The 12279-nt window shown below is 65.6% G+C and carries 11 protein-coding genes, 1 tRNA gene and 1 pseudogene; 3 read left to right on the top strand and 10 right to left on the bottom strand.

Features of this window, described 5'->3' with window-relative positions:
* Both EN781_RS11135 and obgE read right to left on the bottom strand, forming a co-directional pair.
* Positions 1-405: pseudogene (locus tag EN781_RS11135) on the bottom strand (glutamate 5-kinase); the annotation flags it as partial.
* Positions 406-407: 2 nt separating this feature from the next.
* Entirely contained in the window at positions 408-1436 is a 1029-nt protein-coding gene (obgE, locus tag EN781_RS11130) for a GTPase ObgE (RefSeq protein WP_126057799.1), read from the bottom strand.
* Positions 1437-1730: 294 nt separating this feature from the next.
* On the opposite strand from obgE, the gene EN781_RS11125 reads away from it, so the two are divergent.
* Positions 1731-2594, top strand: coding sequence for an endonuclease/exonuclease/phosphatase family protein (locus tag EN781_RS11125; RefSeq protein ID WP_126057798.1), 864 nt, complete (start codon positions 1731-1733; stop codon positions 2592-2594).
* Positions 2595-2772: 178 nt separating this feature from the next.
* Here the strand turns inward: EN781_RS11125 and EN781_RS11120 are convergent, their stop codons facing one another.
* From EN781_RS11120 to EN781_RS11110, 3 genes are all read right to left on the bottom strand, one after another.
* Positions 2773-3360, bottom strand: coding sequence for a GNAT family protein (locus EN781_RS11120; RefSeq protein ID WP_126057797.1), 588 nt, complete (start codon positions 3358-3360; stop codon positions 2773-2775).
* A gap of 120 nt (positions 3361-3480) precedes the next feature.
* A complete protein-coding gene (gene rpmA, locus EN781_RS11115) occupies positions 3481-3750 on the bottom strand; it encodes a 50S ribosomal protein L27 (protein ID WP_126057796.1) in 270 nt (89 codons plus the stop codon).
* A gap of 101 nt (positions 3751-3851) precedes the next feature.
* Complete coding sequence (locus tag EN781_RS11110) at positions 3852-4535, bottom strand: 50S ribosomal protein L21 (RefSeq protein WP_126057795.1); 684 nt, start codon at positions 4533-4535, stop codon at positions 3852-3854.
* A gap of 394 nt (positions 4536-4929) precedes the next feature.
* On the opposite strand from EN781_RS11110, the gene EN781_RS11105 reads away from it, so the two are divergent.
* Positions 4930-5019, top strand: a tRNA-Ser gene (locus EN781_RS11105).
* 114 nt (positions 5020-5133) lie between these two features.
* On the opposite strand, the gene hutH is transcribed toward EN781_RS11105, so the two are convergent.
* The 4 genes from hutH to EN781_RS35230 form a co-directional block, all read right to left on the bottom strand.
* Positions 5134-6621: a histidine ammonia-lyase gene (gene hutH, locus EN781_RS11100; RefSeq protein ID WP_126057613.1), complete on the bottom strand. Its 1488-nt coding sequence runs from the start codon at positions 6619-6621 to the stop codon at positions 5134-5136.
* A gap of 261 nt (positions 6622-6882) precedes the next feature.
* Positions 6883-8724: a DNA helicase RecQ gene (gene recQ, locus EN781_RS11095; RefSeq protein ID WP_126059304.1), complete on the bottom strand. Its 1842-nt coding sequence runs from the start codon at positions 8722-8724 to the stop codon at positions 6883-6885.
* Positions 8724-8870: a hypothetical protein gene (locus EN781_RS34255; RefSeq protein ID WP_189347473.1), complete on the bottom strand. Its 147-nt coding sequence runs from the start codon at positions 8868-8870 to the stop codon at positions 8724-8726. Before EN781_RS34255 ends, recQ begins: the two co-directional genes overlap by 1 nt.
* The gene (locus tag EN781_RS35230; protein WP_245455305.1) at positions 8867-10447 is read right to left on the bottom strand and encodes a hypothetical protein; all 1581 of its coding nucleotides are present in this window, start codon (positions 10445-10447) and stop codon (positions 8867-8869) included. Before EN781_RS35230 ends, EN781_RS34255 begins: the two co-directional genes overlap by 4 nt.
* A gap of 439 nt (positions 10448-10886) precedes the next feature.
* Here EN781_RS35230 and EN781_RS11085 point away from each other — a divergent pair, with 439 nt between their 5' ends.
* Entirely contained in the window at positions 10887-11900 is a 1014-nt protein-coding gene (locus EN781_RS11085; RefSeq protein ID WP_126057612.1) for a glycosyltransferase family 9 protein, read from the top strand.
* Positions 11901-11916: 16 nt separating this feature from the next.
* Here EN781_RS11085 and EN781_RS11080 read toward each other — a convergent pair.
* A partial coding sequence (locus tag EN781_RS11080) for a cupin domain-containing protein (RefSeq protein ID WP_245492583.1) occupies positions 11917-12279 on the bottom strand: 363 nt, incomplete at its 5' end.

The raw sequence follows: 12279 nt of genomic DNA, 5'->3' as shown, positions 1-12279 counted from the left end.
GACCGGCACCGCCTTCATCTTGAGCAGCGTCGAGATGGTGGCGCGGGCGTTGAGGTAGCGGCGGCGCTCCTCGGTGTCGCCGAGCGTGAGCAGGATCTGGCCGGATTTCAGCCCGCCCTTGCCGAGCGCGTCCGACCAGGCACCGGCGAGCGCGATCTGGCCAACGGCGGCGGCGGCCTGGCTCTCTTCCAGCTTCAGCGCCCTCTTTCCAAGACCGAGGATAGTGCGGCCGAGCGCGATCGCGCCCGAGGAGACGACGAGCACTTCGGCGCCGCCATGGGCAAGCACCGCAATGTCGTCGGCCAGCGAATCCAGCCAGTCGCGCTTCAGCCCCGTGCCGCGGTCGACAAGCAGCGCCGAGCCGATCTTGACGGTGATGCGCCGGTATTTCTTCAGCGACTGCATGGTCACTGCCAGCGCGTGTCGACGGGAGCGGGAACCGCGTCGCGCGCCTCGGCCACGACAGCCATCAGCGCGCGCTGCACCGCTTCCACGCCTTCGCCGGTGACGGCCGACAACAGCATCGGCGCGCGACCGGCGGCGCGCTTCAGCGAGGCCGTCTTCTTCTTGCGCGCCTCGGCGTCGAGGATGTCGATCTGGCAGAGCGCCACGATCTCGACTTTCTCGGCCAGCCCATGGCCATAGGCCTCGAGCTCGGCACGCACGGTCTTGTATGCCTTGCCAGGATTCTCCTCCTGGGCGGAGACGAGATGCAGCAAGACGCGCGTGCGCTCGACATGGCCGAGGAACCGGTCGCCAATACCGACGCCCTCATGCGCGCCCTCGATCAGCCCGGGGATGTCGGCGATGACGAATTCGCGGCCGTCGATGCGGGCGACGCCGAGGCCGGGATAGAGCGTGGTGAAGGGATAGTCGGCGATCTTCGGCTTGGCGGCGGTGACGGCGGCGAGGAAGGTCGACTTGCCGGCATTGGGCAGGCCGACCAGGCCGGCATCCGCGATCAGCTTCAGCCGCAGCCAGATGCTGAGCTCCTCGCCCGGCAGGCCGGGATTGGCGCGGCGCGGCGCCTGGTTGGTCGAGGTCTTGAAATGCTGGTTGCCGAAGCCGCCATTGCCGCCCTTGGCAAGCAGGAAGCGCTGGCCGACCACTGTGATGTCGCAGATCAGCGTCTCATTGTCCTCGGCAAAGATCTGGGTTCCGACCGGCACTTTCAGCGTGACGTCGGCGCCCTTGGCGCCGGTCATGTTGCGGCCCATGCCGTGCGTGCCGGTCTTGGCCTTGAAGTGCTGCTGATAGCGATAGTCGATCAGCGTGTTCAGTCCGTCGACCGCCTCCGCCCAGACATCGCCGCCGCGGCCGCCATCGCCGCCATCCGGCCCGCCGAACTCGATGAACTTCTCGCGCCGGAACGACACCGAGCCGGCGCCACCGTCGCCGGAGCGGATATAAACCTTTGCCTGGTCGAGAAATTTCATCGTCGTTTCGAGTTTCTGCTGATGGCCTTGAGCGATTGCTCTAAGGCATGTTGAGATTCAGGTCAGGCCGAGCCGAAAATGGCGAGTTCCGAGAACCGGAGCGGAGCGTATTTGAGTACGCGAGCACCGGAAGCGCAGGAAACCGGCATTTGCAGGCCGGCATCACCTGAATCTCGACATGCCTTAAACCAAGGCGGGGCACAGCGCGAGGCCGATTTGCGACTAAAGCGCCGGATGCCCTTTTGCAAAGGACGCGGTAGCACTGTTGGCGGGCGGGACTGAAGGGGCGCGGCAATGAAGCTTGTCACCTACAACATCCAGTATGGCATAGGTCTCGACGACCGTTACGATGTTTCCCGCATCGCCGATGCCGTGCGCGGCGCCGACGTGATCGCGCTGCAGGAGGTCACCCGCAACAACCCCAGGAACAACAACCGCGACATGGTGGCCGAACTCGGCGAGGCGCTGCCTGACTACTTTGCCGCCTATGGCAGCAATTTCGAGGTCAATATCAGCTCGCGCCTGGAGGCCGGCCGCGCCATCACGACCACCTTCCAGCTCGGCAACATGGTGTTGTCGAAGACACCCATTCATCTGTCGCGCAACCTTCTCCTTCCGCGCAGCCGCAGCCTGGAGGCGATGAATTTCCAGCGTGGCGCGCTCGAGGCGCTGATCGAGACACCGCTCGGCTTTATCCGCTTCTACTCCACGCATCTCGACCATCGCAGCCCTGTCGAACGTCAAAGCCAGATCCGGTTCCTGCGTCAGCGCCTGTTGAACTATGCGCTGGAGGGCGGCGGCCTTTCCGGCATTCCCGAGATCGGCCTGCCGGATCTGCCCTACCCGGAAGCCTTCATCGTCATGGGCGACTTCAACATGCTGCCCGGCTCGCCCGAATATGTCGACCTTGCCGGCCGCCCGGACCACGAATTCGGCATGCCGCTCACCGCCGATCTCGCTGTCGATGTCGCGGAGCGCCTCGGCGTCCCGGATCTCGCCACCTGGGTCGACCCGAAACGGCCCGACGATGCGAGCCGCCACAAGCGCATCGACTACATCTTCACCAGCGCCTCGCTCGCCAGATCGCTGAAGCGCCTCTGGGTCGACCGGCAAGCGGTGGGTTCGGACCATCTGCCGGTCTGGGCCGAATTGGATTGACCTGGAAAACTTTCCGAACTGTCGAAGCGATGCGCTGATGTGTGTCGAGATTCAGGTCAGGCCGAGTCGAAAACGCTGGTTTCCGAGAACCGGAGCGGAGCGTGCTTGAGGCACGTGAGCACCGGAAGCACAGGAAACCAACGTTTGCAGACCGGCCTCACCTGAATATCGGCACACATCAAAAGTGGACCCAGTTGCGCAAGCTGGTCCACGTCTTGCGATCGAGCCGGTAGCGCTCGACCGGCACCTGGCCGGCGACGATCGAGTTCAGCATGCCCTGGCCGGCATACTGGAAGCCACACTTGTGAATGACCCGGCGAGAGGCCGGGTTAATGACCCGGGTCGAGGCCTGCAGCACCTGGATCGAGGTCCTCTGGAAGGCGAGGTCGACCAGCGCGTGCGCCGCTTCCGTGGCGTAGCCACGCTTCCAGTAAGGTTCACCGATCCAATAGCCGAGCTCCAGCCCGCGATCGGTGGTGTTGAGCCCCGCGCAGCCGACGAAGGTGCCGGTGCCGGCAAGCGTCAGCGCGTAGACGATGCCGGCGCGGCGCGACGCTGCCATGGCGAGGAAGGCGCGTGCCTCGGCCTCGCCGTAGGGATGCGGCATGCGAACCAGCATCTCGGCCACGTGACGATTGTCGGCGAGCGCCACCAGTTGCCCGATGTCGCTGTCGCGCGGGGCGCGCATCACCAGCCGCTCGGTGGCCAGCACCGGGCAGTCTATCGCGTAACTTTCGTCGTCCGTGTCTTCCGCTTCGGCAACCATTTTCAGTCCTCCAGGCAAAGAAAAAAGGGGAGATGGAAACCCATCTCCCCTGATCCTTTTCCTGGCCTGGCCAGACACCGGTTCCCGAGATGGGTGCCGGTGTTGTGGTGCGGAAACCGGCTATTCCGCTGCTTTGGTAATCGGGTTCACCGAGACGTAGGTTCGGCCGTTGGCTTTTTTGTTGAAGGCGACTGCGCCGGCTTCGAGCGCAAACAGGGTGTGGTCCGTGCCCATGCCTACGTTGGTGCCCGGATGCCACGAGGTGCCGCGTTGACGAATGATGATGTTGCCCGGAATCACGGCTTCGCCGCCGAACTTCTTCACGCCGAGCCGCTTGGAGTGCGAGTCGCGACCGTTGCGCGACGAACCGCCAGCTTTCTTGTGTGCCATCTAACTAACTCCGATACGCCGCGAGGGCGTTTGAATGGTCTTATGAACGCGTTCGCGTTCCGTTTCAAGTCCGATCCGGCGATCGTTTCGCCGGATGCGCCTTACTTCTTCGCCAGCTCCTTGGCCTGCTCGCGCCAGTCCTTGATCTGGTCGGCGCTGAACGGCATGTGCTCGTCGATCTTGGCGACATCCTTGTCGGAGAGCTTGGCGAGCTGCGCGAAGGTGATGATGCCCTGCTCGTTGAGGTCCTTGGCGGCGACCGGGCCGATGCCCTTGATCACGGTCAGGTCGTCCGGCTCGCCCTTCGGCGCCTTGAACAGCGGCGCAGCAGCGGCTTCGGCCTTGGCTTCCTCCTTCGGAGCAGCTTCCTTCTTGGCCTTGGCCTCCTTCGGAGCGGCTTCGGCCTTCGCCTCGACAGCAGCCTCGGCCTTGGCTTCCGGCTTGGCGGCGGCCTTCTTCGCCGGCTTTGCGCCACCCAGCAGGATCTCGGCGATCCTGACGGTGGTCAGAAGCTGGCGGTGGCCGATCTTGCGGCGCGAATTCTGCCGGCGGCGCTTCTTGAAAGCGATGACGGTGCGGTTCTTGCCCTGTTCGACGACTTCGGCCGTGACCAGAGCGCCATCGACGAACGGCGCGCCGAAGGTGACGTTCTCGCCCTCGCCATGCGCCAGCACATTGCCGATCTCGACGATGTCGCCGACCTTGGCTTCGAGTTTCTCGATCTTCAGGAGATCGTTGGCGGCGACGCGGTACTGCTTGCCGCCCGTTTTGATGACTGCGAACATTTTTTGCCTTTCGCTGTTCGGTCGGCCTCGATGAGCCGCATCGAGCGGATCGGCCGTCTTTTTGTCAGTCTGCGGGTTCAAAAAACAAGCGGCGCGGAAGAACCCTCCACGCCGATTGCGCGCGTTCCCTAACCGAAGGTCCGGTCAAAGTCAAGGCAAGCAGCCGACACCATGAACGTCCGGCAGTTCGCGAGGCCCGGGCCGGCTGCCGCCCGCATGCGAGGCGGACCATGACGCTCGCGGACTGGCCGTCTGCCGGCCCGTCGGAGCCGCCTGGCCGTGACCAAATCGACACCGCGTCAAAGAAGCCGCTCATCCGGCAGATTTGGCCTTGTAACCTTTACGTCCAGTCGTTATCTAGTGCGCCGCGCCGGCAACGGCCGACCATGACCGCGGAGAGGTGGCAGAGTGGTCGAATGCACCGCACTCGAAATGCGGCATGCTCGCAAGGGCATCGGGGGTTCGAATCCCTCCCTCTCCGCCATCCTGCTCGCTCTTCGAGCTTCGCCGAACAGCCCGCTCCGTCGCGCGAAGCAGGTTGCCCCTCCGAAGCTTTAGCGCAGGAGGGCGGCTCGGAGCCTCTCCCGACATCCGCCTTTCACTGCCTCACATCGGCCTCGCGGATGAAATCGCGCAACCTTTCCATGTCCCAGGACAGCGGGCGGTCGTCGCTGTAGTGCCCGACGCGCTGGCGGATGGCGCGATAGATGGCATCGGTGCCTGGCGCCCGTGCCGCGCGGTCGGACAGGAAATCATGCGCCTGCGCGGCCGCCATGAGTTCGATCGCCAGAATGTATTCGGCGTTGTCGATGACCGCCAAGAGCTTGTTGGCCGCCACCGTCGGGTGGGCGAGGAAATCCTCCTGCAGGCCGGATGTCACGCCGCCGTCGGTTGCTGCCGGCGCGGCAAGGCGCCGATTGACGTTGCTTAGCGACGTGGCGGTGTACTGGGCGATCATGAAGCCCGAGTTGCAACCGCCTTCCGCCGCGAGAAATGCCGGCAGATTGTTGACCAGCGGGTTGACCAGGCGGTCGATGCGACGTTCGCTCATGGCGGCGACCTGCGCCAGCGCAATCGTCAAACTGTCGGCGGTCTGACCGAGCGCGGCCGCGACCGGATGCGCCTGCGAAAACACCCGCGGGTCATCGAGCGAGCCGGATACGATGGGATTGTCGGTTACCGAAGCCAGTTCGCGATCGACCAGTTGCGCGGAGCGCTCAAGCACTTCGCGCGCCGCGCCATGCACATGCGGCACCGCGCGGAGGCTGAGGGCGTCTTGCGTGCGACTGCCATGCGCAGCCGCGATCAGCCCGCTGCCATCGAGCAGGCGCCGCAATGAAGCGCCAACCGACTGGATGCCGGGCGAAGGCCGCATGGCAAGCACATCTTCGTCGAAGGCCGCCATCTGCCCGCCGGCGGCCTCCAGCGTGAGCGCCGCGGCGGCATCGGCCCAACCCAATAGACGCTCGGCGCGAGCCACCGCGATGCTTGTCAGGCCGGTTGCGCACGCCGTGCCGTTGACGAGGCTCAAACCTTCCTTGGCGCCCAGCACCAGCGGCTCGAGGCCGATCTCGGCCAAAGCCTCGCGACCGTTCATCCTGCGCCCGGCGACCCTTGCCATGCCCTCGCCGATCAGCACCAGCGCTATATGGGCATTGTGCGTGAGATATCCGGCGGATCCCCGAGAAGGAACTTCCGGAATGCAGTCGCGCTCAAGGAAGGTGAGCAGATTGCGGACGATCTCAGGCCGCACGCCCGAATGGCCATGCGCGAAATTTGCCACCTGCACGGCGATGATGGCGCGGATCCCGCGTTCGGGCGCCAGTTCGCCGACGCCGCAAGCGTGGCTGAGAATGATGTTGCGCGACAGCTTCTCCTGGAGGGCAGGCGCCACCACCTGGCTCGAAAGCGCCCCGACGCCCGTATTCACGCCATAGGCGCGGATGCCCTTTTCGACGAGGCTTGCCACGATGCGGTTCGCATGCGCGATGCGATCCCAGGCGGCCGGCGCCAACGCCAGCTTTTCGCCGTCTCCCACGCGCGCGATGTCGCGCCAATTTGCGGCATTGTCGATGATTATCGTCATTCGTGCATTCCACTTGGGGCTGACAGCCCTCAAAAACTGCGCTGGGTCCTCCAGCAGCGTCGTACCTAGAGCTTTTCCGGCACAGCCTTTGTCGGAATTTCGCCGCGGCGGGGGAAAAATTCAGCGGAACGTGGCTCCTGCCAATCGGCGTTCGGCAACTGCCGGCCGGAATGCGCGGTTGCGATCGCCAGACGTGGTCTGGGCAGACAGGGCGTCCGCGGCCCGGGAGTTTGTCCCTCGGTCTCGGCGGTTGCGCCTGACCTAGACCGCGCGATGCCCCGCAATCGCTTCGAGAAAAATCTCGCCGAACTCCCTCAGCTTGGCCTCGCCGACGCCGTTCACTTCGGCGAAAGCGTCGAGGTCGTTCGGGCGGCGCTCGGCCATGTCGATCAGCGTGCGGTCGGAGAACACGACATAGGCCGGCACCTGGCGTTCCTTGGCCAGGCGCAGCCTCAGGGCCTTGAGCGTGGCGAGCAGCGCTGCATCCACGCCGTCCGCCTCCGCGCCGCCACCCTCGCCGGAACGCGCTTTGCCACGCATGGCGCGGTGCCGCGTCTCGACGCGATACTCGAACGAAACCTCGCCACGACCGAGCGCATGGCCGTTTTCGGAAATGGCAAGACCGCCATGACCGGCGGGATCAGGTACGAGAAACCCGCCGGCGACGAGCTGGCGGATCAGCGACAGCCATGCGGGCCGCTTGTGCGCCGTCCCGCTGCCGAAGCTTCCAAGCCTGTGATGGCTCCTGGCCAGCACCTTCTCGGTTTCGTGGCCGAGCAGGATGTCGATGACATGGGCGGCGCCGAAACGTTCGCCGCTCTGGGCGACGGCGGCAAGGATGAGGCGCGCCTCGGCGCTGCCGTCCGCGCGCGGCACCTGCTCGAGGCAATTGTCGCAATTGCCGCACGGCTCGGCCTGTTCGCCGAAATAGCCGAGCAGCACCTGGCGCCGGCACTGCGCCGTCTCGCAATAGCCGATCAGCGTATCGAGCCGGCCATGCGAGCGCCTTTTGTGCTCCGGCGAGGCGTCCTCATCCTCGATGAACATGCGGCGTGTGCGGATGTCGCCGAGGCCGAACAGCATATGCGCCTCTGCCGGCCGGCCGTCACGGCCGGCGCGGCCGATCTCCTGGTAATAGGCTTCCAGGCTGCTGGGCAGGTCGGTGTGGACGACATAGGCGACGTCGGGCTTGTCGATGCCCATGCCGAAGGCGATGGTGGCCACCATGACGACGCCGGAGAGCGTCATGAAGGCGTTTTGATTCGCTTCACGCGCGTCCTTGCTCATGCCGGCATGATAGGCGAGCGCGGTGACGCCGTTCTTCTCGAGGAAGGCCGCCACCTCCTCCGTCTTCCTGCGCGACAGGCAATAGACGATGCCGCTGCGCCCTGGATGGCGTTCGATGAAGCGCAGCAACTGGCGCTTGCTGTCCTGCTTGGCCTCGATGGCAAGCTTGATGTTCGGCCGGTCGAAGCCCAGCACCAGGGTCTCGACGCGCCCGGAGAACAGCCGGGCTTCGATGTCGGCGCGAGTCCCTTCGTCCGCCGTCGCCGTCAGCGCGATGACGGGCACATCCGGGAAGATGCCGCCGAGCCGCGACAGGTCTTCATATTCGCGCCGGAATGCTGGCCCCCATTGCGAAATGCAATGCGCCTCGTCGATGGCGATCAGGCGGACGTCGAGCCTGGCCAGCGCATCGAGCATGCGCTCGGTCATCAGCCGCTCCGGCGCGAGATAGAGCAACCGCGTCTGGCCCGACGCGACACGGCGCCAGGCGGCGACATTGGCCTCGCGGTCGAGCGAGGAATTGATCGTGTCGGCGGCCACACCCGCCAGACGCAGCGCCGCGACCTGGTCCTGCATCAGCGCCACCAGCGGCGACACGACGATGGTGAGCCCGCCCAGCACCAGCGCCGGGACCTGGTAGCAGAGCGATTTGCCGGCGCCGGTCGGCATCACCGCCAGCACATGGCGTCCGTTGAGCAGCGCTTCCATCACAGCGGCCTGGCCGGGGCGAAAATCGTCGTAGCCGAACACGTCCTTGAGGACGCGATGCTTGGCATCCCGTGCATCCGCCGGGACGCTCGCCGCCGATCTATGCATCACCCGATGGTCCCCGGTTTGGTCGAGGCGATGGTCTTAAAGGCAAGATCGCCCGAGCGCCACCCGCCGCGTGTGCCACCTGCGTTCTGGTCGGCTGCGAGCGGGCGGATCATGCGCCGCTGCAGGCGCTCGATGACGCGACTCACTCTCCACGTTCGCCCTTTCCGGCGTTCAGATCTGACGGCAACTCATAACCGAATTCGCGGCAGAACATCTCGACGCGGGTGAGGAAGGCCGGCGGCAGACCCTGGAGATAGGTCCTGAGCGCCTCATTGCGTTCCCATTTCCGCAACGAGGTGGCGCGGATCGGATTGTCCGCATCCGCGCTGAAGCGGATCGCCGGCGCGAGGCCGAACGCGCCGGAGATCCTCGCCTGCGCGGCATCCGGCTCGGCAATCAGATCCTCATAGCGCAGGTAGAGGATCTTGCGCGCCGGCTGGGCTTCGCGCAACCGGTTCAAGCCGGCATACTCCGCCTCCCAGCGTTCGGTCGTGACATGAAAGGGCCGCAGATGCACCGTCTCCGGATGCGCGCTGGTCAGCACGTCGAAAGGATGGCGCACACAATAGATCAGGCCGATGCCGGCGGGCAGTTGCCATAGCTGCTCGTGGCTTTGGGCAGTGCGCTTGACGACGAGACTGGCATGCGGGCGTTTCAGTTCGAGCAGCTTTGGAAAGGGCGATTCGAATTCATGGACATAGGTGTCGTCGAAACAGCCCATCAGCCGGCGGGCGAGCGTGGTTCCGCTGCGCGCGCAGCCGGCTATGAATATCCGCCTGGGCTGCTTGGTCCGGATCCCGAGGCGTCGAAGCCGTTCCGACAGCGGCGAGGCCACCTGGCGAATGGTTCTGGCAAGCCGGTCCGCCATCCGCTCCGGCATCGAATGGATTTCGGCGAGCGCTATGCCGCTCTCGCCGGCGGCGGCATAGAGCAGCCATGTCCGGCCGTCCTCCTCGAAGATCGCCGGATCGCGCAAGGCGTTTTCCCGGCCTCTTGCCAGCCCCGTCCGGCTGCGCCGGACAGGCTCGCCATTGCCTTCGAATCCACATGACGGCCGCAGCAATTCGGTCATGCCCCGCACCTTCCAGCGGCGCCAGTCCAGCGCGAGATCAACAGTCCCATGGAGGATCCGCTCCGGCGCATCGCCCCGGCGCGTGTAGTAGACCCTGAGCCGCTCGCCGCATGTCTGCACGGCGACATGCCTGGGGGAGAGACGGCGGCCCGAGGCAGGCAACAACACGGGGCCCGGCTCGAAGCCCGAAAGCCCGTCGCTGGAGCGCGACAGCGTGACGGTGCCGGTGCCGAAAAGCCCGTACCACCAGCCACCGTGGCGGAAGATCCGCGCATAGGATGGCCCGAGCGGCTCCGGACGGGGCTCGAAATGGATGCCGTCGGGCGAGGTTGCGGCAAAACTCGTCTGGCGCCGGCCGCCGGCCTCGGTCGGTCCGTGAAAATACATGACCAGGCGGCGGCTCTGATCGTCGACATGCACGTCCGGCGAAGCGATGTGCTCTCGCAGGAACGGGCATTGTTCGAGCGACAGCGCCCCGCCGGGATGGACCCGCCACGGACCCTGCGGCGAATCCGCGTAGGCGAGCCGGATATACGTGCCCGTGTGGTGGGCGAAATAGAGATAGTAGGCGCCGAGCCGGCCCGGCAGCCAGTCGGGTACCCTGATCAGCGACGGGCCGTTGATGTTGTCGCCATCGTCGCCCGGCAGCATGCCCGGCGTGATGATGGGCCCATGTCGCCGAACCGCCAGAACGACGCGAGTCCCGGGCTGACAAGCCTCTTTCCGGCCTTCGTTCAAGCTTTGCCTCTCCGCCCACGAACATGGTCAGATACGTGCATTTTCAGGTGCCTGCAAATGGCCTGGCTTATCCACAGGCGGGAGCGTCGCCGTGAACCTCATTCGAGCCCGCGTTAAACCTATCTTCACCATGTTGCGGCACCGTCCCAGTCCTGCGGTGATGTTTTGAGTACCGCGGCGCCACACGCGCCCAGGCAACATACCCGCGCCTCCCCGGAGGCGCGGGTTTTCTGTTTCCGGTGCGCGGCAGATCGCCTTTGACTCCCCAGGACGGCTTCAGTATCAGCGGCCGGACCAGAGCGCGCCTCGATCGAGGCCCATTTCCGCCCTGAGCCACGGGTTCCGCACCGGCATGGATTCGACCGCACCGCTGCTGATCTTCTACGCCCGCAACGACGCCCTCGGCGACGGATTGCTAAGGCTGCCGGCATTGCGCGCCGCAAGAACGGCCTTCCCGCAGAGCCACATCGTCTATGGCACAATGGGCAACTCCTCGCTCACCGGTGTCTTGCGGAAGCACGTCGCTTCCCTCATCGACGATTTCAGGGCGGTGACGCCGCTTTCGGCTGTCCTCGCCGAGTTCAAGCCGCGCGGCGGGCAAACGACGCTCGTCGATTTCCGCACCGGCGTGCCCGGCCTGCTGGTGACCGGATTGCAGCTCATCGGCCGCGGCGTTCGCTACGAGCCCAATTTTGCCGGCTATATGCTGTCCTGGCGTGCGGGCGTCAGATGGACGCTGCGTCCCGAACACAATGCCTGGCGCTACCATCGGCTGGTGGAGCGGCTGGCCGGCAGGCATCTGCCATTCGACCACAGGCTGGACGTTCCGAAGGCTGCCCGCGCCATGGCGCGTCAGTTGCGCGGCGCGGACCAGCGTCCGCTCATCCTTCTTGGCGGCAACGCCAAGGGCAACAAGTTCATGAGCGACGCTCAGGTCGCCGCCGTCGCCGGCAACCTCATCGATGCCGGCTGCCGGGTGCTCTATCTGGTCACCCCGGGCAGCGGACCGAGCCCGCAGACCCTTGCCGCGAAGGAACCCCGTCTTCAACTGGTCGGCCCGGAGCTTGGGCTCGATGCCGAAGCATTCAGCGACCTGCTGCTTGCGCTCGGCGAAATGGCGGCCGCCTATGTCGGCATGGAAGGCGGTCTGGGGCATCTGTTCGCCACCGTCATGACCCCGGCGGTGATCATCAACAATGGCGCTAACATGGAACGTTGGCGGCCGCTGTCGAACACCGTCGAGGTGGTCACCGCGCCTAGGCGCGGGCGATCGGCGAAAGTCTCCGATACGCCGGCCGAGGCGATTATCGAAGCCACCCATCGCTTGCTCGCCGCGAGCCGACGCGACCACGCCTTGCCGCGCTAGATTACGGTCAGAAAAATCAGCCGAGGAAATCGGCTCGGTGCGGCGTGAAGCTGTCGACCAGGCGCCCGGCCTCCAGCGCCCTGACGCCGTGCGGCATATTGGACGGAACGATGAAGCTGCCGCCGGCTTCCAGAACTTCGGTCCGGCCGTCGACGGTCACCTCGAAGCGGCCTTCGGCGACGTAGCTCGCCTGCACATGCGGATGCGAATGCAGCGCGCCGACGCCACCCTTGTCGAAGCCGAACTCGACCATCATCAGCTCGCCCGTGTGGAGGAGCACGCGCCGGCGGTTGCCGTCCGGCGCCGGCGTCCGACTATATGCATGGCGCCGTGGTGCCGGTGGATGGCGGCTGGCTGGCGCGCTGAGAGAGGCGAGATG

Origin of the sequence: Mesorhizobium sp. M4A.F.Ca.ET.090.04.2.1, assembly GCF_003999085.1 — a bacterium.
GTDB lineage: Bacteria > Pseudomonadota > Alphaproteobacteria > Rhizobiales > Rhizobiaceae > Mesorhizobium.
Note: the sequence above shows the minus strand (reverse complement) of the source record. Positions and strands in the feature narration are given on the sequence as shown.

Coding starts and splice junctions, on each gene's coding strand:
- obgE (WP_126057799.1), bottom strand. CDS start 1,436: ATGAAATTTCTCGACCAGGCAAAGGTTTATATCCGCTCCGGCGACGGT.
- EN781_RS11125 (WP_126057798.1), top strand. CDS start 1,731: ATGAAGCTTGTCACCTACAACATCCAGTATGGCATAGGTCTCGACGAC.
- EN781_RS11120 (WP_126057797.1), bottom strand. CDS start 3,360: ATGGTTGCCGAAGCGGAAGACACGGACGACGAAAGTTACGCGATAGAC.
- rpmA (WP_126057796.1), bottom strand. CDS start 3,750: ATGGCACACAAGAAAGCTGGCGGTTCGTCGCGCAACGGTCGCGACTCG.
- EN781_RS11110 (WP_126057795.1), bottom strand. CDS start 4,535: ATGTTCGCAGTCATCAAAACGGGCGGCAAGCAGTACCGCGTCGCCGCC.
- hutH (WP_126057613.1), bottom strand. CDS start 6,621: ATGACGATAATCATCGACAATGCCGCAAATTGGCGCGACATCGCGCGC.
- recQ (WP_126059304.1), bottom strand. CDS start 8,724: ATGCATAGATCGGCGGCGAGCGTCCCGGCGGATGCACGGGATGCCAAG.
- EN781_RS35230 (WP_245455305.1), bottom strand. CDS start 10,447: ATGCTGCCGGGCGACGATGGCGACAACATCAACGGCCCGTCGCTGATC.
- EN781_RS11085 (WP_126057612.1), top strand. CDS start 10,887: ATGGATTCGACCGCACCGCTGCTGATCTTCTACGCCCGCAACGACGCC.